We start from the raw sequence: 20,798 nt of genomic DNA, 5'->3' as shown, positions 1-20,798 counted from the left end.
GCGTCCCCCACCGCACGAGAAAGGAGGCATCATGGCGATCCCGGCGATCGCGTCCTACCCCATGCCGACCGAGGACGAGCTGCCGCGCAACGTCGCGTCCTGGACGATCGATCCCGCGCGCGCGGTGTTGCTGATCCACGATCTGCAGCACTACTTCATGCGGCCCTTCGACGCGGACCGGGCGCCGATGGCCGACCTGATGGACAACGTCGCCGCGCTGCGGGCCCGGTTCGCCGAATGCGGCGCGCCGGTCGCGTACACCGCGCAACCCGGCGGGATGAGCGACGAACAGCGCGGCCTGCTCAAGGACTTCTGGGGCCCGGGGATGACCGCCGAGCCCGGGCAGCGGATGATCCCGGACCGGATCGCGCCGAACGCGGCGGACACCGTGTTCACCAAGTGGCGGCCCAGCGCGTTCTTCCGCACCGGCCTGCTCGACCTGCTGCGCGCGCAGGGCCGGGATCAGTTGGTGATCTGCGGCGTCTACGCGCACGTGGGCATCCTGATGACCGCGCACGAGGCCTTCTCGCACGACATCGAGACCTTCGTGGTGGCCGACGCGGTGGCCGACTTCTCGCCGGAGTACCACCGGATGGCGCTGGACTATCTGGCGTCCCGGTGCGCGGTGACGGTGTCCACCCGGGTCGCGTTGTCGACGGCGACGGCGACGGCGACGACGTCGGGCGGAGCCAAGCGATGACCGGCCCGCCGCCCGGCCCGTCCGTCCTGGATCGCATCCTGGCGCCGGACCCACCGCCGTTCGCGTTGTTGCACCGGCCGGGCGCGGCCGGGCCCGAGCGGATCGACGTACTGCTCGGGCGGATCACCGAGCCGGACCGGATCGCGGACATCCCGCTGCCGCCGGCCGGTGGTCGCGGCCGGCACGAGACGCTGGCCGTGCTGCCGTATCGGCAGATCGGCGAGCGGGGCTACGACTTTCCCGACGACGGCGCACCGCTGCTGGCGATGACCGTCCTGGAGCAGGACGCGGTGTCCGTCGCGGAGATCCTCGATCGGCTGCCGGACGGGCCGATCGAGCTGGGCCGGGGCGGTTTCGACGCCGACGACGAGCAGTACGCGGACACGGTGCGCACGGTGCTCGCGGAGGAGATCGGGCGCGGGACCGGCGCCAACTTCGTGATCAAGCGCTCGTTCCGGGTGGAGATCGGCAACTGGTCGCCGCATACCGCCTTGGCCTTCTTCCGTCGGTTGCTGGGGCGCGACCCGGGCTCCTACTGGACGTTCGTGATCCACACCGCCGGCCGTACGTTCGTGGGCGCCTCGCCGGAGCGGCACATCAGCCTGGACGCGGGCACCGTGGTGATGAATCCGATCAGTGGCACGTATCGGTATCCGGACGGTGGGCCGGACCTGGGCGAGGTGCTGGACTTCCTCGCCGACGAGAAGGAGGCCGGCGAGCTGTACATGGTGCTCGACGAGGAACTCAAGATGATGGGCCGGGTGTGCGACCTCGGTGGTCGTGTGGTGGGCCCGCGGTTGAAACGCATGGCGCGGCTGGCCCACACCGAATACCTGATCGAGGGCCGCAGTTCGCTGGACGTGCGGGACATGTTGCGCGAGACGATGTTCGCGCCGACGGTCACCGGCGGCCCGTTGGAGAGTGCGTGCCGGGTGATCGCGCGGCACGAACCGGCCGGGCGCGGCTACTACGCGGGCGTGGTCGCGTTGATCGGGCGGGACGCGCACGGTGGTCGGGCGATGGACTCGGCGATCCTGATCCGTACGGCGGATGTCGACCCGGCGGGTCGGTTGCGGATCGCGGTCGGCGCGACGCTGGTGCGTGATTCGGATCCGGTCTCGGAGGCGGCGGAGACCCGGGCCAAGGCGGCGGGCCTGCTGGAGGCGTTGCGCGGCCCGGTGGGCGGTGCGGTCGGCAGACCGGTCGGAACCGGCGCCGATATCGGCGAACATCCGGACGTACGACAGGCGTTGGCGGCGCGGAACCTGCCGCTGGCCGGCTTCTGGTTCGCCGGGCCGGGGGAACGCACCCGGCCCGAACCGAGGTTGGCGGGTCGTACCGTGCTGGTGATCGACGCCGAGGACACCTTCACCTCGATGGGGCGGCACCTGTTGGCCGCGCAAGGGTTGCTGGTGACCGTTCGGCGGTTCGACGAGGACTATCGCCTGGACGAGCACGACCTGGTCATCGTGGGCCCCGGCCCCGGGGACCCTCGGGATCACGCGCATCCCAAGATCGCCCGGATCCGGGAGGTGACCCGCACGCTGCTGGCGGCGGACACGCCGTTCCTGTCGGTGTGTCTGGCCCATCAGGTGCTGAGCACGATGCTCGGGCTGGACATCGTGCGCAATCCGCTGCCGAATCAGGGCACGCAACGGACCGTCGACTGCTTCGGGCGGGCCGAACGGGTCGGGTTCTACAACACGTTCGCGGCATTGAGCCCGAGCGATTCGATCCGGTGCGCGGCGCGGGACGGTGCGGTCGAGGTGTTTCGCGACCCGGGCAGTGGCGAGGTGCATGGGCTGCGCGGGCCGGGGTTCGCTTCGGTGCAGTTCCATCCGGCTTCGGTGTTGACCGATCACGGGGCCGAGATTCTGGGTGAGTTGTTGGGCGATCTGGCGGAGGGGAAGGTGCGCACGTGAGCGGCGACGACGGCGAGGAGACCCTGTACTTCGCCTCGGCCGAGGAGTTCGGCGCCTGGATGGAGGCGAACCACGCCGACTCGGACGGGGTGTGGGTGGCGTTGGCGAAGAAGGGCACGTCGGAGCCGTCGGTGACCCAAGGACAGGCGTCGGACGTGGCGTTGTGTTACGGGTGGATCGACGGCAAGGCGTTCTCCGGCGGTACGCCGGAGGGGTGGTGGGCGCAGCGGTACACCCCGCGCCGGGCGCGGAGCAACTGGTCGAGGATCAATTGCCGGCGGGCGGAGAAGTTGATCGAGCGCGGGCGGATGCGGGCGGCGGGGTTGGCGCGGATCGAGGCTGCGAAGGCGGAGGGGCGTTGGGTCGCGGGTTCGCCTGCGGCGGGCTCTGGTTGAGGGGTGGCCTCAAGCGCCGGCCGGGCTGTTTGGCCTCATGCGCCGGCCGGGCTGGTTGTGCTCAAGCGCCGCACGGGCTGGGTGGCCTCATGCGCCGGCCGGGCTGGTTGTGCTCAAGCGCCGCACGGGCTGGGTGGCCTCTAGCGCCGGCCGGGCTGGTTGTGCTCAAGCGCCGCACGGGCTGGGTGGCCTCTAGCGCCGGCCGGGCTGGTTGTGCTCAAGCGCCGCACGGGCTGAGTGGCCTCTAGCGCCGGCCGGGTTGGTGTGCTCAGGCGGCGCACGGGCTGATTGGGCTCGGGTGCTGGTTGGGCCGAATTGGTGGGCTGGGTGGCTTTGTTGGTTCGCAGGGTGAGAACCAAGTCTTATCGCGGGTGCGTTGTTCCGGTTCTGTTACCTGCGTAGCGTTTTTGCTGGTATCCACATCCTTCGCTCGAAAGGGAGAACCGTGACCACCAGGGTTTATCCCGCCTACATCGGCGGCCGGGACATCGGCGGCGAAGGCGGGGAGTATGTGCACACCGTCACCGCTCGGGCCATCATCGAGGACACCTTTCCCAGTCTGCGGTTGAAGCGTGATCTCGACCTGGGCGTGGTCGATCGGGAGAGTGCCGGGGATCGGCTCGCGGGAGCGTGTGCGGTCGCCGACGAAGGCATGATCGCGGCGGCGCTCGCGGCGGCCGCCGGTGCCGCGCCGGAGTGGGCGCGCACGCCGCTCGCCACCCGGATGGAGATCGGGCGGGCGATCGCGCGGCGGCTGGGCGAGCATCGGGATCCGCTGGTGGAGATCCTGGTCGCCGAGGGGCAACCCCGTTCGGGAGCCGAGGCGATGATCGACGGGATCCCGCTCACCGGATGGAGCCCCGAGACGCTCGAATGGTGCGCCGAACAACTGGAGTTCCGTCGTCACGACGGAGAGCGCGAGATGATCCTGCGACGCGTGGCCGACGGTGTGGTGTGCGTCAACCCACCACAGAACGCGGCGACGGTGAACGCGTTGTCCGCGATCACCGCGCTGTTGGCGGGCAACACCGTCGTGGTCCGCGCGCCGCGCGGCGTCGCACTCAGTTGCATGTACGCCATGCGTGAGGTGGTGGCGCCGGTGCTGGAGGCGGCCGGAGCGCCCGCCGGCACGCTGAACGCCTACTGCGGCCCGCCGGCCGTCGACACCTGGCTGGCCAGCGAACACGTGAACGACATCGTCTACTACGGCGGCAGCAAGCAGGGCCTGGCCTTCGAACGGGACTGCATCGCCGCGGGCAAGAAGCCGATCCTCGAACTCGCGGGCAACGACTGCTGCGTGGTGTGGTCCGACGCCGACCTGGACGCCGCGGTGGAGACCATGACCCAGTTCTTCCTGAACTCCGGTCAGATCTGCAACGTGCCCAACCAGGTGATCGCACACCCCGCGATCGCGGACGAGCTGATCGAGCGACTGATCGTGGCGACCGGCAAGATCCACCCCGGCTATCCCGACGAGCCCGGCGTGGTGCTCACCCCCGTGCTCGGTGCCGACTGGTTCTTCGGCTGCCTGACCGAGGCCCTGATGGGCGGCGCGACGATGGTGCACGGCGGCCGTCGCCTGGAGGTGGACGGCACCCCGTCGGACACCGGCTTCTTCATCGAACCGACGATCGTGCGGGTGGCCGGACTCGGCGACGCCCGCTCGTTGTCGGTGGTCCGGGACGAGACGTTCTTCCCGCTGCTGCCGATCATCGTGCCCGAGCCGGGCGACTCGGACGAGCGACTGTTCGAGGAGATCCTGACGTTCGTCAACAGCAATGCCTACGGCCTGCGGAACTCGTTCTGGTCGACCGGCCCGGAGCACATCGAGCGGTTCCTGTCGGGTGTCACCAATGGCGGCAACCTGAAGATCAACGACTCGCACGGCAACTTCCTCCCGTTCCTGCCCAACTCGGGCGGCACCGGCCTCACCGGCGGCGCCTTCGGCGAGGCGAGCCATCCCATGTTGCGCACCACGCATCTGCAGGGCGTCAGCATCGTCCGTCCGACGCCCCGACTCGGAGGAGCCCGATGACTTCCCGCACTCTCAAGGCCGCACTGCCGTGCTCGGCGGCGACCGCGATCGAACGACTCCGCGACGACCGGGTCTTCCCGGACTGGGCCGCCGAGATCGTCTCGGTCCAGGACGCCGGCGACGACCTGCGGCACTGGACGCTCGCCTTCCGCGGCGGTACCGCCCGGTGGGCGCAGCGCACCCGGGACGCGAGCGGTGAGCAGCAGCCGTACCGGATCGAGTTCGAACAGGTCGACGGCGACTTCCAACGGTTCGGCGGCGCGTGGACGTGCACCGACACCGACGACGGCTGCGAGGCCGTGTTCGAGGTCGGCTACCGCACCAGCGTGCCGCACCTCGCGGGCGCGATCGACTCCGCCGTCGGCCGGGTCCTGGTCCGCGCCGCACACCACATCCTGATCGGCGTCGGCGGCACCGCGGAGATCACCTCCGGTGGGCACCACCTGCGCGACCTGCCGGTCGCCCTGATTCCGGAAGGGAGCCCGAGCCATGCGCTTCGATGACATCTGGATCACCGGAACCGGCGGCACACTCGGCGAGCGGACCCCCGTTTCCGACGCCGTCGCGGCCGGCCACTACGAGGCCGAGGCCGCCGAGAGCACCGGCATGGTCAGCGTCGCCCAGGCCCGGCTCGCGCCGCCGGAGATGGCCGTGATCGCGGGGCGCCAGGCGATCAAGGACGCCCAGGAGTACGGCACCGTGGTCGACCCGGGCAGCCTGTACCTGCACAGTCACGGGCACTTCCAGGGCATCGACATGTGGCCCGCCGCGTGCTGGATCGCCAAGGAGCTGCTGGGTCCGCGCGTCGACGGGGTACCCACGACCGTCTCCGCGTGGTCCAACGGTTCGCTGGTCAGCATCGACATCGCCGCGGCGATGCTCGCGTCGCGCCCCGCGCTGCCGTCCGCGCTGATCACGCTGGGGGACCGGTTCGCGCCGCCGACCGATCGCTGGCACACGTCCCCGGGCATCGTGTTCGGCGACGGTGCCGCGGCGGCCGTGCTCGCCCGAGGCGGCGGTCGGCTGCGGCTGGTCTCGCTCGTCTCGGAGACCGACACGGTCCTGGAGGGGCTCTCGCGCGGCGACGAGCCGTTTCGTACCGCGCCTTCCGGGCAGGGCGACATCCGGCACCGCACTCGGCAATTCCTGGCCCAGGGCGAGGTTTCCATCCGGGACGTCCAGACACGTTCGGCGGACCGCACCCGCAGCGTGGTGGCCCGTGCCCTGGCCGACGCGGAACTGGACCAGGAGCAGATCGACTGGTTCGTCACCCCGTTCGTCGGCAGCACGCTCCACCGGGAGAGCTTCGTCCGGCCGCTCGGCATCACCCCCCGCCACGACCTGCACGAACTCGGGCTGACCATCGGCCATCTCGGCGCGGCCGACCAGATCTACGCGCTCGACCACCTGCTCAAGGAAGACCTGTTGGCACCCGGGGCCCGGGTGCTCGTGATCGGAACCGGCATGGGCTTCACCTTCTCCGCCGCCGTGTTCGCGGCGGACCGGTCCTGACCCCACGATCGGAAGGAAGGAACTTTGTCATGAGCCTCAGCCGCAACTCCGACTCCCGCGTGACGGCGGTCGACAGACTCATGTCGCCGACCGCCCTGCGAAAGGAGATACCGATCCCGCCCGAGACCCGCAAAGCCGTGCTGGCGGCCCGCCGGGACGTCAAGCGCATCCTGAACGGGAAGGACGATCGCCTGGTCCTGGTCACCGGTCCGTGCTCGATCCACGACACCGAGGCCGCACTGGTCTACGCCGAGCGCCTGGCGGAAGTGTCCCGGCGGATGGCGGACCGACTGCTGATCGTCATGCGCGTGTATGTGGAGAAGCCGCGTACCCGGATGGGCTGGAAGGGACTGGTCAGCGATCCCGGCCTGGACGGGTCGTTCGACCTGAACACCGGGCTGCGGATGGCGCGCGGGCTGATGGTGCGGATCCTGGAAACCGGGCTGCCGATCGGCTGCGAGTTCCTCGACCCGATGATCGCCCGCTACTTCGCCGACGCGGTCTCGTGGGCCTCGATCGGTGCGCGCACCGTGCAGAGTCAGGTGCACCGCCAGCTCACCAGTGGGTTGGACATGCCGGTCGGGATCAAGAACACGACCGCCGGTCGCACGGGCGACGCGATCGACGCGATCGTCACCGCCTCGAACAGCCACGTGTTCCCGAGCATCACCGACGACGGGCAGGCGGCGGTGGTGACCACCAGCGGCAACCCCGACTGCCACGTGGTGCTGCGCGGCGGCACCGAAGGCCCCAACTACAGCGCGCCCGACGTGGCCGAGACACTCGATCAGTTGCAGGCCGCGGGACTGCCCGGACGGGTGGTCATCGACGCGAGCCACGGCAACAGCGGCAAGGACCACGAGGAGCAGACCAACGTGGTCGAGGACGTCGCCGAACGCATCGCCGACGGTGAGTCCGGCGTCGCCGGGATGATGATCGAGAGCTTCCTGGCCTGCGGTCGACAGGATCTGATCCTGGGTCGGACCGACGGTCTCGCCTATGGCCAGAGCGTCACCGACGCGTGCGCGGGCTGGGAGCAGACCATGCACATGGTCGAGCGCCTGGCGGAGGCGGTGAAGGCCCGGCGCGCGGCGGATCCGTCGGTGATGGTGGCCTGAGCACTCGGACCGACACCCGGCTTCCCGACACCCGCACACCCGACACCTGCACACCCGACACCCTCACCTCCCCGTACCCACATCCCCGTACCCACCTCCCACCTCCCGACATCCGACATCCGACATCCGAGAATTCGAGAGGAACGATTCCGGTGGCCACGACCACGAGTTCGGCACTTCCGCTCGCGCGGCACATCGACGGCGATCGCACCGGAGCGGTGCATCGGATCGCCATCGCCGCCCCCGATCGGGCGAAGTCGGATCCGGCGCGGTACGCGTCGGCGGCGCTCGCGGCGCTGATCCACCGATACACCGGCGAGACCGATCTGCTGATCGCTCGCCGTACCGGTCCGGGACCGACCGAGACCATCGAGCCGCGGGTGTCCGGCGACGAGACGGCGGCGGAACTGCTCGCCGGCGTCGCCGCCGCGCCGCCCGCACAACCGGCGGCGGGTCGCCCCTGCCACGGCATGGTGGCCGACGCGGCCGCGCGGGACTTCGCCTCCCGCGCCGCGCTGACCCTGTGCGTCGACGAGGCCACATACGAACTGCTGCTCTCCCAGGACGAGTTCGATGAAGAGGCGGCCGCCCAGTACGGCCGGCATCTGGCCCGCGTGCTGTGCGCGCTGAGCACCGACGACGGCGTGCTCGTCCGTGATCTGCCGCTGCTGGGCGACGAGGAGAGGCAGCGCATCCTGGTCGAGTGGAACCGGACCGAACAGGACGTACCCGAGCCGTTCTTCCACGAGATCGTCGCGGACTTCGCGCGCCGAACCCCCGAGGCGATCGCGATCGCGCTGCCGGACAGCGCGCTGACCTATCGGGAACTGGACGACCGGGCCAATCGCCTCGCGCACCGCCTGGCCGCGACCGGTGTTCGCCGGCGGGACCGGGTGGGGGTCTGCTTCCCGCGCGGTGCGGAGAGCCTGATCGCCCAACTCGCCTGCTTCAAGCTCGCGGCGGCGGCGATCCTGCTCGACCCGGACTTTCCCGCCGATCGGGTGCGCTTCATGGTCGAGGACGCCTCGGCCGCCGCGGTCGTGACGCTGTCCGCGCACGAGGACAAGGTCTCCGGACACTGTCCGGTGCTTTCGCTGGACGTCGCCGACTGGCACGCCGAGCCGAGCACCGAGGTGAGTGCGCCGGTGGACGTCGACGACCTGATCCACATCTGCTACACCTCCGGCTCCACCGGCGCGCCGAAGGCGGTTCTGGTCCGGTTCGGGGCGGCGCGCAATCAGATCCACAGCATGTGCGAGATGACCGGGATGAACGCCGACACCCAGGGCACCTGGCTGGCCGCACCCGGCTACGGCATGGTCGAGGTCGAGTGTTTCCCGGTGCTCGCGGCCGGCGGTACGGTGCACATTCCCGATGTATCGGTGGTGGCATCCCCGCAGTTGCTCCAGGACTGGTACCTGGACAAGCGGATCACCACCACGCTGTTGATGAAGCCGATGGCCGAGCGGCTGTGGAGCCTGGACTGGCCCGCCGACACCCCGTTGGCGAACATCAGGGTCTGCGGCGAGCGGATCCAGTCCTGGCCGCCCGCCGGGCTGCCGTTCCGCCTGATCAACCTGTACGGCTCCGCCGAGGCGACCACCGTCGCCGGCTGCGACATCACCGAATTGGGACGAGAGTTGGGGGCCGAGGGACGGGCCCGCCGGCTGCCGCCGATCGGCCGGCCGATCCCCAACGTCAAGATCTACGTGCTGGACGAGAACCTCGCGCCGGTACCGCCGGGCGTGGTGGGCGAACTGTGCATCGCGGGCCACAGCCTGTCCGCCGGCTACCTGAACCGGCCCGAGGCGACCGCGCTGAAGTGGGTGTCCAACCCGATCGATCCGGACCGGAACCCGGTGCTCTACCGCACCGGCGACATGGCGCGGTACTGGCAGGACGGCGGCATCGAGATCATCGGCCGGGTGGACAACCAACTCAAGGTGCAGGGCAACACCGTGCAACTCGGCGAGATCGAGGTGGTCGCCGCAAGGCAACCGGGCGTCGCCCAGGTCGCGGTCCTGGCGCATCGGGACACCGACGGGGACGTGCGCCTGACCGCGTACATCGAGCCCAAGGGTGAACCGGCGCCGGCGGTCCCGGACATCCGTCGGGCGCTGCGGGAGAAGCTGCCCGCGTTCATGGTGCCGTCCGCGTATGTCGTGGGCGGGCTGCCGACATCGGTCAACGGCAAGATCGACCGCGCCGCGCTGCCCGAACCGCCGCGCTCGCGGCCGGACCTGGACAGCCCGTACCGAGAGCCGCGCACCGACACCGAGCACTCGCTCGTGCAGTTGTGGACGAAGGTGCTCGAACTGGATGGGATCGGAGTGCGGGACAACTTCTTCGAACTCGGCGGCGACTCGCTGCGTGGCGCCCGGCTGACCGAGCAGGTGCGCGAGCTGTTCGACATCGACGTCGAGTTGGGTGATCTGCTGCACGAGCCCACGATCGACCGGATGGCCGCGGTGATCGAGGCGGCCCGCGTGCGTTGACCCTCGTGCGAGCGGCCGTCGTCCCCGGCGTGACCGACGGGGACGACGAGCCGCGGCGCGCCGGGCTCAGCCCTTGCCGGTCTCGGCCAGGACGTCCAGGTAGTTCGGGTTGTGCATGATGCCGAGCACGTTCCCGAACGGGTCGATCACCGAGGCACCGGCGAATCCCTCGCCGAAGTCGCGGGCCGGCTCGTGCTCCTTCGCGCCCATGGCCAGCAACCGGTCCAGCGCGGCGGGCAGATCCCCGACATGCCAACTGACGACGGCACCGCCGGCCTCGGCCGTGCCGTGCGCGCCCAGCTCCGAGACGTAGGCAGCGTCCACCAGACCCAGTTCCTGTCGGAAGTCGCCGACCCGGAACTCGACATACCCGGGGCGTTCGAAGTAGGGCTCGATGCCCAGCAGTTCGGTGTACCAGCGGCGGGCCGCGGCCAAGTCTGCCGCCTGGTACCTGACATGGGCCAAACCTCGCAACATTCGTGCTCCCTCGGTGTTCGGCGGAACCGGTCCGACATGGTGATAACGCCGCGGGTCGTGAGGGGTCACTCCCCGGCGGGACCGGGCGAATCGGGTCGGGGCGCGTGGTCGGTGCGCAGTACCACTCTTGTGCCGTGCAGTTCGTGCCGTTCCATCCGACGGTGCACGTCGGCGGCGGCGGACAGCGGCAGGATCTCCATCGCGCGCGGGCGCAACCGGCCGGTGCCGAGGAGGCGGTTGATCGTCCCCGCGGCGGCGGCGAGTTCGTCGACGCCGGCGTGCGAGATCACGAAACCTCGGATCGAGCCGTCCTTCATGTAGAGCTCGCTCGCGGGCAATACCGGTGCGGTGCCCGGTCCCGCGCCCGCGAGCAGAACGATCCGGCCGCGGCGGGCGAGGAGGTCGACCGCCGCCGCCAGGTCGTTGCGGCCGGAGGTGTCCAGATACAGGTCCACGCCGTTCGGGGCGGCCTCGGCGAGGTGTCGGGTCAGGTCTGGATCGCGATAGTCGCAGACGATCTCGGCGCCCAGTTCACGGCAGTATCGGGCGTCCCGGGCCGAGGCGGTGGCCAGGATCCGGGCGCCCGCCTCGGCGGCCAGTGTGACCAGTGCGCCGCCGACGTTTCCGGCGGCGCCCGCGATCAGCACGGTGTCGCCGGCGCGCAGGCCGCCGTGCGCGAACAGCGCGAGGTGGGCGGTGGCCGCGGGGTGCAGCACCGCCACCGCCGCGTACGGATCCACCCCCGGCGGGAGTCGGTAGAGCCGGTCGGCGGCGACCACCGCCCGTTCGGCCGCCGCACCCTGCCGGCCGCCGTGGCCGAGGCTGTTGCTCCAGACCGGGTCGCCGACGGCGAAGCCGGGCGCACCCGGGCCGACCCGGGCCACCCGGCCGACCAGATCGCGGCCGATGACGAACGGGAACGCGACGGGAGTGGCGAACCGCCCGGAGCGCACGAAGGTGTCGACCGGATTGACCGTGCCGGCCCACACGTCGACGAGCACGTCGCAGGGGCCGGGGGAGGGGTCGGGCAGCTCGCCGAAACGGATCTCCGACGGTGGGCCGAGCCGTTCGAGGTAGGCAGCGCGCATGTACCGGAGTCTGGCATCAGGCGAAGTGAATTCCCCTGCGTGACCCGCCGGTTCGGGACGCGCGTGGCTTCGCGATTCGAGAAGGACGTCTTATCGCCAGGGCGTGGTCGCCGCGCTGTTACCACCATAACGTGATGAGTGGTAGCAGTGCTCTCGCCCATACCAGCGACACCGAAAGGGGCGCCGGGAGATGACCAACGCACCAAGCTTCGCGGCCTTCGAGGCCGGCGAGCGTGCGCCGCTGTTCCTGTTGGCCGCGCATACGCACATCACGGCCGACCCGGCCGAGGTCTACGCGGTCGTCAGCGATCTGCCGCGCAGCGCGGAGTGGAGTCCCGAGTGTGTCGGCGGCACCTGGATCCGCGGCGAACCGGGCACGGTGGGCGCGGTGTTCCGCGGCGAGAACCTGCGGGCCGCGGACGTGGTCGGCTGGGCCCCGGTGGTCCGGGGCACGTGGTTCACCGAATCCGAGGTGGTCGCCGCCGAGCCCGGGCGCGGTTTCGGCTGGGCGATGCGGGACTCGGCGGGGGTGCGGCAGGACAGCGTGTGGGGCTACGACATCGAGCCCGCCGACGGCGGTTGTGTGCTGACCCACCGGTTCCGGATGGGCCGTGCCACCGAGGGGATCCGGGGCATCACCGCGGCGATGGACGAGCGGGAGAAGCTGCGCTTCCTGGCCGAGTGGGGCGCCAAACTCGCCACGGACCTGCCGGTCACCCTCGAACGCATCAAGCGGGTCGTCGAGCGCTCCGCCGCCGTCCGGCGCTGAACCGCCGCCGGCACCCGCCCCCCGACCCTCGGCCGACCGGGTCCACCGCCCGCCATCCCGCACCCTCCCCGCGGTCGTCGGCCCGCCCGAACCCACCGACGAAGGTCTGACCTCATGTTCTTGCAACGCATCGGTAATCGCGGCATCCGACTGGGCACGCTCTTCGAACGCGCGGCGGCCCGACACCCGGCCAACGTCCTGATCCTCGACCACGACCTGGACATCGCCCCCGACCTGGGCCGGCGCGCGACCATCCCGGAGATCGCCGACCTGATCGACGACTTCGCGGCCCGGCTGCACGCGGCCGGGATCCGACCCGGCGACCGGGTCGTGGTGCACAAATCCGACGGCTTCGACATCACCCTCCTGGCCTGCGCGATCGCCCGAGCCGGCGGGGTTCCGGTGTTGCTGTCGCCGATGCTCGACGGCGCGACCGTCGCCGAGTTGGTGCGGCGCACCGACCGGCCGTTCCTGGTCACCGACCGGGCCAAGCTCGACGGACTGCCGGGCGCGGTCTTCGCCGAGACCGCGCGGGTGCTGCTGACCACGGGCACACACCCGGACGCCACCACCCTCGACGCGTTCGCCGGGGTGGCCCGGGTGCCCGCGGTGACCCGGCCCGCCGAGGAGCCGACGCTGATCACCCATACCTCGGGCACCACCGGAGTGCCCAAGCTCGCCGTACACACCGGCCGCAGCCTCCAGGCCCGGTATCGGCCGCAGGCCGCGATCGTCGCGCCGATCCTGCGGCGCCGGGAAACCATCGCGCTGCACGTGTCGTTCGTGCACTCCCGACTGATCACCGCACTGGCCATCTCGCTGCTGCGCGGCTTCCCGATCGCCGTGCTGGCCGACTCCGATCCCCGACGCGCCGCCGATCTGTTCGCGCGGCTGCGGCCGGGGGTCCTGGAGGCGCATCCCAACACCTTCATGGAATGGGAGGAGTTGGCCGACGATCCGCGCGAACCGCTGGCCGGCGTGAAGCTGTTCAGCTCCACCTTCGACGCGATCCACCCGCGCACCGTGCACCGACTGCTGGCCGCCACCCGGCGCCGCGCGCCGCTGTTCGGCCAGTTGTACGGCCAGAGCGAGGTCGGGCCGGCCGTGGTGCGCGCCTTCACCCGGGGCCGGGCCCCGGACGCCGACGGTCGCTGTGTGGGCCGCCCCTTCCCCGGGATGACCGCCGCCCGGGTGGTCGGTCGGGCGGGCCGGCCGCCGTCCGCCGAGCACCCCGGCTTCATCGAGGTCAAGAGCGACGGACGGGTCCTCACCTACCTCGGCGAACAGGACCGCTACGACGCGCAGGTGTCCGCCGACGGCTGGTGGCGGATGGGCGACGTCGGCTACCGGACCAGGTGGGGTTGTATCCACCTGCTGGACCGCGAGGTCGACCTGATCGAGGGCTTCGGCTCGACGCTGGCCGCCGAGGACGTGCTGTTCGACAAGCTGGACGAACTCGCCGAGGTGGTCATCGTGCCCGGCGCCGACGGCACCGCCGTGCCGGTGGTGTGCACCAGGGACGACCACCCCATCGATCGGGACGCCTGGCGTGCGGCCACCGCCGAACTTCCGGACATGGCCGATCCGGTCCAGCGTCGGATCGAGGACCTGCCGCAGACCGCGACCACCAAGATCAAACGCCTCGAGTTGGCGCGCCGGCTCGAGGACGAGGATCGGGGTGCGTGATGGCCGAGGTCATCGTCGCGGGCGGCGGGATCGGCGGGCTGGCCACCGCTCTCGCGGTGGCCGCCCGCGGACACCACGCGGTAGTGCTCGAACGAGCGGACGAGTTCGCCGAGATCGGTGCCGGCATCCAACTGGCCCCCAACGGACTGCACGCCCTGGACGTCCTGGGCGTGGGCGCGGCGGTGCGCGCGGCCGCGGTACGAATGGCCGAACTGCGCTTCATGGACGGCATCACCGGTGCGCACGTGGCGAGCCTGCCGCTGACCGAGCAGTACCGGCGCCGCTTCGCCGGCCCCTACGTCGTCGTGCATCGCGCGGAACTGCACCGGGCGCTGCTCGACGCGTGCCTGGCCGCCGACGCCGTGTCGCTGTACGCCGGCGCGCACGTCGTCGACTACACCCGGGACGCCACGAGCGCGACGGCCCTGCTCGCGGACGGCACCGGGATCACCGGCGACGTACTGATCGGCGCGGACGGGATCCACTCCGCGATCAGGGCCCGGCTGGTCGGCGACGGCGAGCCGCGGATCTCCGGGATCAGCGTGTACCGGGCGGTGATCCCGATGGAACGGGTACCCGACGCGCTGCGCTTCGACCGGTCGGTGGTGTGGTGGGCCGGACCCGGCTGTCACTTCGTGCACTACCCGATCGCCGGCGGTCGCTTCCTCAACCTCGCGGCCAGCCGCGCGGACGGCGGCACCGAGGCCGTCGCCGGGGAGTGCGTGCACCGCGACCGGGTGCTGCGCGAACTCGCCGCCCTGGGCGGCACCGCACAGCGGCTGCTCGAACTCGGCGCGGACTGGAAGACCTGGATGCTGGTCGACCGCGACCCGGTGTCCCGATGGACCGACGGCCGAGTCGCGCTGCTGGGCGACGCGGCCCACCCGATGCTGCACTACGCGGCGCAGGGCGCGTGTCAGGCCCTGGAGGACGCCGTCGTGCTCGGCGCGCGACTGGCCGGTGCGCGAGCCGACGACCTGCCGCAGCGCCTGGCCGGGTACCGCGACGCGCGGCACGAGCGGACCACCCGGATCACGCTCGCCGCGCGCGACAGCATCCGTCTGTGGCATCCCGCGGGCGCCGCGGCCGAGACCAGGAACGCGCTGCTCGGCGCGATGTCGGCCGATCGGCTGCACGACCACGTGGCCTGGATGCACGGGTTCCGGGTCGGCGGCCCGCGCGCCGAGGAGGCGGCGGCATGAGCGCCGCCGGCCCGATCCGGGTCTGCGTCGTGGGCGCGGGGCCGCGCGGGCTCTCCGTCCTGGAGCGCCTGTGCGCCAACGAACGCGCCGCGCCCACCCATCCGGAGGTCACGATCCACGTGGTCGACCCCGCCTCGCCGGGGGCCGGCGCGGTCTGGCGTTCGGAGCAGTCCCAGCACCTGCTGATGAACACGGTCGCGGCGCAGATCACGGTGTACACCGACGCGAGCTCGCGGATCGAGGGGCCGGTCGTGCCCGGGCCGAGCCTGTACGACTGGGCGCGGTCCGCGGCGGCCGCGGGCGAAGCGGGCGACCTCGGTGCGGAGATCCTCGCCGAGGCCCGCGCGCTGGGCCCCGACGACTACCCCACGCGCGCGTTCTACGGCCGCTACCTGCACGACGCGTTCGAGCGGGTGGTGGCCCGCGCGCCGGCGCATGTCGCGGTGCGGGTGCACCGCTCGCGCGCGGTGGCGCTGGCGGACACGCACGGCATACCGGGCGGCCCGCAGGGGGTGCGACTGGAGGACGGCACCCGACTGCACGAGTTGGACGCGGTGGTGCTGGCCCTGGGCCACCTGCCGGCCCGGCTGTCCGCGCGCGAGGCCCGCACCGCGAGCCTGGCCCGGATCCACCATCTGACCTACATCACCCCGGCCAATCCGGCGGACCTGGACCTGGATCGGGTCCGGCCCGGCGAGAACGTGTTGTTGCGCGGCCTGGGGCTCAACTTCTTCGACCACATGGCCCTGTTCAGCAGCGGCAGGGGAGGCCGCTTCGATCGCGCCGAGGACGGGCGGACGGTGTATCACCCGTCGGGCAACGAGCCCGCCATGTACGCGAGTTCGCGGCGCGGCGTGCCCTACCACGCCCGTGGCGAGAACCAGAAGGGCGCGCACGGGCGGTACGTTCCTCGGCTGCTGACGCCCGAGTACGTCGAGGGTCTGCGCCGGCGCGCCCGAGAGGGACGGCCGGTCGACTTCACCGCGGACCTGTGGCCGCTGATCGTCCGCGAGGTGGAAAGCGTGTACTACGCGGCGCTGTTGCGCCGGCGAGGCCGCCGGGAGACCGAATGCGCGGCGTTCACCCGGGAGTACCTGGCGGCGGGTTCGGACGACGAGAGTGCCGACCTCGCCCTCGCGTACGGCATCGAGCGGGCCGCGCACTGGGACTGGTCGGCGATCTCCCGGCCCTACGGCGAGCGGGAGTTCGCGAGCCGGGCGGAGTTCACCCGGTGGCTGGTGGAGTACCTGGAGCGGGACGTCGCGGCGGCCCGGGAGGGGAACGTGGACGGACCGCTCAAGGCCGCGTTGGATGTCCTGCGGGACCTGCGCAACGAGATCCGGCTCGCGGTCGACCACGGCGGCCTGACCGGCGACTCGCACCGGGACGACCTGGAGGGGTGGTACACGCCGCTCAACGGCTTCCTGTCGATCGGCCCGCCGGCCGCCCGGATCGAGCAGATGATCGCGCTGATCGAGGCCGGCGTGTTGACCCTGACCGGGCCCGGCACCCGGATCTGCCTGGACGTCGCCGAACCGGCGTTCGTGGCCGCCTCCACCATGGTGCCGGGCCCGCCGGTACGCGCCGCGGTGTTGATCGAGGCCCGGCTGCCCGAGCCGGATCTGCGCCGGACCGAGGACCCGCTGCTGCGTCACCTGCTGAACACCGACCAGGCCGCGCCGTACCGGATCCGCGGTGTCGGCGGCGAGGACTACGAGACCGGCGGCCTGGCGGTGACCGAGCGGCCGTACCGGCTGATCGATGGGCGGGACCGGCCGCATCCGCGCCGATTCGCCTACGGCGTGCCGACCGAATCGGTGCACTGGGTCACCGCCGCCGGGATCCGCCCCGGCGTGGACTCGGTCACGCTCGCCGACTCGGACGCGATCGCCCGCGCGGTCCTCGCGCTGCCCGCCGCCTCCCGAACGCCGGCGAACGTGCGTCCGGTGTTGTCGACCGACCCGGAAATCACCCCGAACGGAGTGATCGTGTGACCGCTGTCCCGCACGTACTCGACCAACACGTGGGCGCTCGCCCGGACATCGAGCAGGACGCGGGACTGCTGTCCCCGGTCCGGGTCGGGACGCCGGTGGAGGCGGCCGTGTGCGATCGGGCCTGGCTCCAGGCCATGCTCGACGCGGAGGCCGCGCTCGCCCGAGCCCAGGCGCGGCTGGGCACCCTGCCGCGGGCCGCCGCCGAGATCATCACCGCGACGGCCCGGGCCGAGCGCTTCGATCTGCGCGAGGTGGCCCTGGCCGCCCGGGAGAGTGCCAATCCGGTGGTCGCGCTGGTCGCCGCGCTCACCCGGGCGGTAGCCGAACAGGACTCGGCAGCGGCCGAGTTCGTGCACCGCGGTTCGACCAGCCAGGACATCCTGGACACCGGCGCGATGTTGATCGCCGCGCGGGCCCTGGGCATCGTACGGGCCGACCTGACCCGGATCGCCGACGCGCTCGGCGTGCTCGCCGAGCGGCATCGGGACACCGTGCTGGCCGGGCGCACCCTGACCCTGCACGCGGTGCCCACCACCTTCGGCCTCAAGGCGGCGGGCTGGCGGCAGTCGGTCCTGGACGCCCGACGACGGATCGACGCGCTGCTCGCGGACGGCCTGCCGGTGTCACTCGGCGGCGCAGCCGGCACGCTGGCGGCCTATCTCGAATACGCGGCGCTCGAATACGCGGCACGCGACGGTTCGGTCCGCGACGGTTCGGTCCGCGACGACTCGGCCGAACGGCTCGACCCCGGTGTCTACATCGAGGCGCTGGTCGACGCGTTCGCCGCCGAAACCGGCCTGGCCCGGACGCCGTTGCCGTGGCACGCGCTGCGCACCCCGATGATCGACCTGGCCGCCGTGCTGGCGGGTACCACCGGCGTGCTGGGCAAGATCGCGGTGGATGTGCAGGTGTTGGCGCGGACCGAGGTGGGCGAGGTGGCCGAACCCGACGTGGCGGGCCGGGGCGGATCGTCGGCGATGCCGCACAAGCGCAATCCGGTGTTGTCCACGCTGATTCGCAGCGCGGCGCTCCAGGTGCCGGCGATCGCGGCGGCGTTGTCCGGGTGTTCGGTCGCCGAGGACGAGCGCTCGGCGGGCGCGTGGCACGCCGAATGGCTGTTGTTGCGCGAGGGCCTGCGGCTCGCGGGCGGCGCCGCGCACACGGCCGTGGAACTCGCCGAGGGCCTGGTCGTCCACCCCGAACGCATGCGCGCCAACCTGGAGTCGACCGGCGGCCACATGGTCACCGAGCGGCTCGCGGCGATCCTGACCCCCGCGCTCGGGCGGGCTCGGGCCAAGGCGCTGGCGGCCGCGGCGTCCGCGAGCGCGGCGCGGACCGGGCGGTCGTTGGCCGAGGTGCTGGCCGGCGAGCCGGAGGTCACGACACGGATCCCCGCCGAGCGCCTGGCGGAACTGCTGGACCCGGCCGGGTACACCGGCGGCGCCGGCGTGATGGTCGACCGTGTACTCGGTTCGCCCGGACGGGAGCACGGGCGAACGGGGAACTACCAGTGAAACGGAGACGCCGGTAGCATGAATGGCATGCGGTCACAACGCGAAATCCGACAGCCGGGAGACCGGGCCGTCGCACCGGGCGGACTCGCGCTGGTGCAGGCATTCGTGAACAGCGTCAACGTCGAGTTCGGTCCGGACGAGTTCGCCTCGGTCGAGGGCCTGAACCGCTGGCTGGCGCGCAACGGCTTCGCGCCACCGGCGACCGCGCCGGACGACCTCGACCTCGCGCGGACGATCACGCTGCGCGAGGCGCTGCGGGGGCTCCTGCGCGAGAACAACGGCGCGCCGACCGACGAGCGGTCCAGGCGGACCCTCGAACAGGTCGCGCGGGAATGCCCGCTGGTCGTCGGATTCGACGGTGGCGGGCCGGACCCGGTGCTCCGGCCGACGCGGACGGAACTGCCCGGCGTATGGGCCGCGGTGCTGGCGGCCACCGTCGAGGCGCGGCTCGACGGCACCTGGCAGCGGCTGAAGTCGTGCAACGAACACCGCTGCGAATGGGCCTTCTACGATCGCTCGCGCAACCGGGGCAGCCGTTGGTGCTCGATGGCGGTATGCGGCACGCGGGCCAAGATGGCCACCTACCGGGGGACGCGAGCGACCTCGAACGCCGGTTCGTCCGGGGGATGACCCGGGGCGGGGTGGGCGTTCGAGCGCCCGGTCCCGGGTGTCTCTCGTGTCCCGCGACCGCGTTCCCCGCCGCCGGCCGTCTTCGCCGAGGTACGGCGGCCCGCCGTCGTCTCACGGCGCGGCGGTGCGGCCCAGGAGTTTGCGGGCCACCACGAGCTTGGTGGCGGCGGCGGTGCCGTCGGCGAGTTGCAGGCCGATCACGTCGCGGAGCCGGCGGGCGATCGGGCCGTCCTCGGTCCAGCCGAGTTGGCCGAAGGTCAACAGCGCCTGGTGCACGGCGTCCATCGCGGCCTTGGGGGCCCACCACTTGGCCATGTTCGCCGGGACCCGCGGATCCTCGCCGGCGTCCGCCAGCGCCAGCGCCTGGTAGGCGACCAGGCGCGCTGCATGCAACATCGTCGCGTGCTCGACCAGGGCGAAGGCCACCGACTGGAACCGGCCGATCGGCTGCCCGAACGCCTCCCGCCGCCCGGCGTGCCCGACCGCCTCGTCGAGTGCGGCCTGCCCGACCGCGATCGCCATCAGCGAGATCAGCGCCCGGGAGACACCGAAACCGCGCATCACCTCGACGAAGCCGCGGCCGGGCGTGCCCACCACGTCCCGCGCACCCACCGGCAACCCGTCCAGCAGCAGCCGGCCTCGGCCACCGGCCCGGCAGCCCAGATCGTCGAGCTGTTCGCGGGTCACGTGCGCGTCGTCGAGCCGCACATAGAAGGCGGTGACGCCGTGCGCGCCCGCCTCGCCGGTGCGCGCGAAGACCAGCGCGTGGCCGGCGTACATCGCGGCCATGATCGAGGTCTTCTCGCCGGAGAGCACCCAGCCGTCGGCGGTGGGTTCGGCGCGCATCCCGATGTTCGCCGCGTCGGTGCCGTGTGCGGGCTCGGTCAGCGCGAGGGCCACGATCGTGTCGCCGGAGGCGATCGACGGCAACCACTCGGCGAGTTGCCCGGGCGTACCGTTCGCCGCCAGGACACCGCCCACCAACGCCGCGTTGAGCACCGGGAAGCACACCGACAGGTCGGCCGCGGCCAGTTCGGCCAGCGCGATGCCCGCGCTCGTCGCGTCCAGTTCTCTCCCGCCGTACGCCCGCGGGATGCGCAGGCCGAACAGGCCCTCGGCGCCCATCTCGGCGAGCAGGCCGGGCCGATAGCTGCCGCGCGCGTCGCTCTGCCGGGCGTGCGGGGCGATCCGCGAGTCGGCGAACTTGCGCACATGCTCCGCGAGTTCGTTCTGATCCTCGGTGAAGGTGAAGTCCATGGCC

17 protein-coding genes are annotated in these 20,798 nt (G+C 71.8%); 14 read left to right on the top strand and 3 right to left on the bottom strand.

The window, feature by feature from the left end:
* The first annotated feature begins 31 nt into the window (after positions 1-31).
* The 8 genes from ACZ4FV_RS21625 to ACZ4FV_RS21590 all read left to right on the top strand — a co-directional run bounded on the left by ACZ4FV_RS21625 (position 32) and on the right by ACZ4FV_RS21590 (position 10,177).
* Positions 32-700, top strand: a complete 669-nt coding sequence (locus tag ACZ4FV_RS21625) for an isochorismatase family protein (RefSeq protein WP_402232057.1) — start codon at positions 32-34, stop codon at positions 698-700.
* Positions 697-2,622, top strand: a complete 1,926-nt coding sequence (locus ACZ4FV_RS21620; protein ID WP_465323084.1) for an anthranilate synthase family protein — start codon at positions 697-699, stop codon at positions 2,620-2,622. The genes ACZ4FV_RS21625 and ACZ4FV_RS21620 overlap by 4 nt, the downstream gene beginning before the upstream one ends.
* Entirely contained in the window at positions 2,619-3,017 is a 399-nt protein-coding gene (locus tag ACZ4FV_RS21615; RefSeq protein ID WP_465323083.1) for a YdeI/OmpD-associated family protein, read from the top strand. Before ACZ4FV_RS21620 ends, ACZ4FV_RS21615 begins: the two co-directional genes overlap by 4 nt.
* A 445-nt stretch (positions 3,018-3,462) precedes the next feature.
* Positions 3,463-5,052 carry an aldehyde dehydrogenase family protein gene (locus ACZ4FV_RS21610; RefSeq protein WP_402232053.1) on the top strand — a complete coding sequence of 530 codons (1,590 nt, stop codon included), beginning with the start codon at positions 3,463-3,465 and terminating at the stop codon, positions 5,050-5,052.
* Positions 5,049-5,555 carry an SRPBCC family protein gene (locus tag ACZ4FV_RS21605; RefSeq protein ID WP_395867108.1) on the top strand — a complete coding sequence of 169 codons (507 nt, stop codon included), beginning with the start codon at positions 5,049-5,051 and terminating at the stop codon, positions 5,553-5,555. Before ACZ4FV_RS21610 ends, ACZ4FV_RS21605 begins: the two co-directional genes overlap by 4 nt.
* Positions 5,542-6,564: a ketoacyl-ACP synthase III family protein gene (locus ACZ4FV_RS21600; RefSeq protein WP_395867110.1), complete on the top strand. Its 1,023-nt coding sequence runs from the start codon at positions 5,542-5,544 to the stop codon at positions 6,562-6,564. The genes ACZ4FV_RS21605 and ACZ4FV_RS21600 overlap by 14 nt, the downstream gene beginning before the upstream one ends.
* A gap of 29 nt (positions 6,565-6,593) precedes the next feature.
* The gene (locus ACZ4FV_RS21595; protein ID WP_395867112.1) at positions 6,594-7,682 is read left to right on the top strand and encodes a 3-deoxy-7-phosphoheptulonate synthase; all 1,089 of its coding nucleotides are present in this window, start codon (positions 6,594-6,596) and stop codon (positions 7,680-7,682) included.
* A 152-nt stretch (positions 7,683-7,834) separates the two neighbouring features.
* Positions 7,835-10,177, top strand: a complete 2,343-nt coding sequence (locus tag ACZ4FV_RS21590) for an amino acid adenylation domain-containing protein (RefSeq protein WP_395867114.1) — start codon at positions 7,835-7,837, stop codon at positions 10,175-10,177.
* A 66-nt stretch (positions 10,178-10,243) separates the two neighbouring features.
* Here the strand turns inward: ACZ4FV_RS21590 and ACZ4FV_RS21585 are convergent, their stop codons facing one another.
* Complete coding sequence (locus ACZ4FV_RS21585; protein ID WP_402232049.1) at positions 10,244-10,642, bottom strand: VOC family protein; 399 nt, start codon at positions 10,640-10,642, stop codon at positions 10,244-10,246.
* 77 nt (positions 10,643-10,719) lie between these two features.
* Positions 10,720-11,742, bottom strand: a complete 1,023-nt coding sequence (locus ACZ4FV_RS21580; protein WP_402232047.1) for an NADPH:quinone reductase — start codon at positions 11,740-11,742, stop codon at positions 10,720-10,722.
* Between the two features lie 190 nt (positions 11,743-11,932).
* Between ACZ4FV_RS21580 and ACZ4FV_RS21575 the strand changes: the two genes are divergently transcribed.
* From ACZ4FV_RS21575 to ACZ4FV_RS21550, 6 genes are all read left to right on the top strand, one after another.
* The gene (locus ACZ4FV_RS21575) at positions 11,933-12,511 is read left to right on the top strand and encodes an SRPBCC family protein (protein WP_395867120.1); all 579 of its coding nucleotides are present in this window, start codon (positions 11,933-11,935) and stop codon (positions 12,509-12,511) included.
* A 114-nt stretch (positions 12,512-12,625) separates the two neighbouring features.
* Entirely contained in the window at positions 12,626-14,197 is a 1,572-nt protein-coding gene (locus ACZ4FV_RS21570) for a class I adenylate-forming enzyme family protein (RefSeq protein WP_395867122.1), read from the top strand.
* Positions 14,197-15,399 (top strand): FAD-dependent monooxygenase, encoded by a 1,203-nt coding sequence (locus ACZ4FV_RS21565; protein WP_402232044.1) that lies wholly within the window; start codon positions 14,197-14,199, stop codon positions 15,397-15,399. Before ACZ4FV_RS21570 ends, ACZ4FV_RS21565 begins: the two co-directional genes overlap by 1 nt.
* On the top strand, positions 15,396-17,393 hold the full coding sequence (locus ACZ4FV_RS21560; RefSeq protein WP_395867126.1) for an FAD/NAD(P)-binding protein: 1,998 nt from the start codon (positions 15,396-15,398) through the stop codon (positions 17,391-17,393). Before ACZ4FV_RS21565 ends, ACZ4FV_RS21560 begins: the two co-directional genes overlap by 4 nt.
* The gene (locus tag ACZ4FV_RS21555) at positions 17,390-18,907 is read left to right on the top strand and encodes a nitrosuccinate lyase (RefSeq protein ID WP_465323082.1); all 1,518 of its coding nucleotides are present in this window, start codon (positions 17,390-17,392) and stop codon (positions 18,905-18,907) included. Before ACZ4FV_RS21560 ends, ACZ4FV_RS21555 begins: the two co-directional genes overlap by 4 nt.
* Positions 18,908-18,934: 27 nt before the next feature.
* On the top strand, positions 18,935-19,537 hold the full coding sequence (locus ACZ4FV_RS21550) for a CGNR zinc finger domain-containing protein (protein ID WP_402232040.1): 603 nt from the start codon (positions 18,935-18,937) through the stop codon (positions 19,535-19,537).
* A 111-nt stretch (positions 19,538-19,648) separates the two neighbouring features.
* Here ACZ4FV_RS21550 and ACZ4FV_RS21545 read toward each other — a convergent pair whose 3' ends face one another.
* Positions 19,649-20,794: an acyl-CoA dehydrogenase family protein gene (locus ACZ4FV_RS21545; RefSeq protein WP_465323081.1), complete on the bottom strand. Its 1,146-nt coding sequence runs from the start codon at positions 20,792-20,794 to the stop codon at positions 19,649-19,651.
* Between the last annotated feature and the right edge of the window lie 4 nt (positions 20,795-20,798).

Source organism: Embleya sp. NPDC025285 (assembly GCF_055558835.1).
The sequence above is the reverse complement of the archived record's forward strand: the minus strand, read 5'-3'. Positions and strand labels throughout refer to the sequence as shown.

Bases quoted from the DNA above. Each gene is read 5' to 3' on its own strand.
- ACZ4FV_RS21580 (WP_402232047.1), bottom strand. From the start codon at position 11,742: ATGCGCGCTGCCTACCTCGAACGGCTCGGCCCACCGTCGGAGATCCGT.
- ACZ4FV_RS21620 (WP_465323084.1), top strand. From the start codon at position 697: ATGACCGGCCCGCCGCCCGGCCCGTCCGTCCTGGATCGCATCCTGGCG.
- ACZ4FV_RS21560 (WP_395867126.1), top strand. From the start codon at position 15,396: ATGAGCGCCGCCGGCCCGATCCGGGTCTGCGTCGTGGGCGCGGGGCCG.
- ACZ4FV_RS21570 (WP_395867122.1), top strand. From the start codon at position 12,626: ATGTTCTTGCAACGCATCGGTAATCGCGGCATCCGACTGGGCACGCTC.
- ACZ4FV_RS21625 (WP_402232057.1), top strand. From the start codon at position 32: ATGGCGATCCCGGCGATCGCGTCCTACCCCATGCCGACCGAGGACGAG.
- ACZ4FV_RS21545 (WP_465323081.1), bottom strand. From the start codon at position 20,794: ATGGACTTCACCTTCACCGAGGATCAGAACGAACTCGCGGAGCATGTG.
- ACZ4FV_RS21595 (WP_395867112.1), top strand. From the start codon at position 6,594: ATGAGCCTCAGCCGCAACTCCGACTCCCGCGTGACGGCGGTCGACAGA.
- ACZ4FV_RS21575 (WP_395867120.1), top strand. From the start codon at position 11,933: ATGACCAACGCACCAAGCTTCGCGGCCTTCGAGGCCGGCGAGCGTGCG.
- ACZ4FV_RS21550 (WP_402232040.1), top strand. From the start codon at position 18,935: ATGCGGTCACAACGCGAAATCCGACAGCCGGGAGACCGGGCCGTCGCA.
- ACZ4FV_RS21565 (WP_402232044.1), top strand. From the start codon at position 14,197: ATGGCCGAGGTCATCGTCGCGGGCGGCGGGATCGGCGGGCTGGCCACC.
- ACZ4FV_RS21600 (WP_395867110.1), top strand. From the start codon at position 5,542: ATGCGCTTCGATGACATCTGGATCACCGGAACCGGCGGCACACTCGGC.
- ACZ4FV_RS21605 (WP_395867108.1), top strand. From the start codon at position 5,049: ATGACTTCCCGCACTCTCAAGGCCGCACTGCCGTGCTCGGCGGCGACC.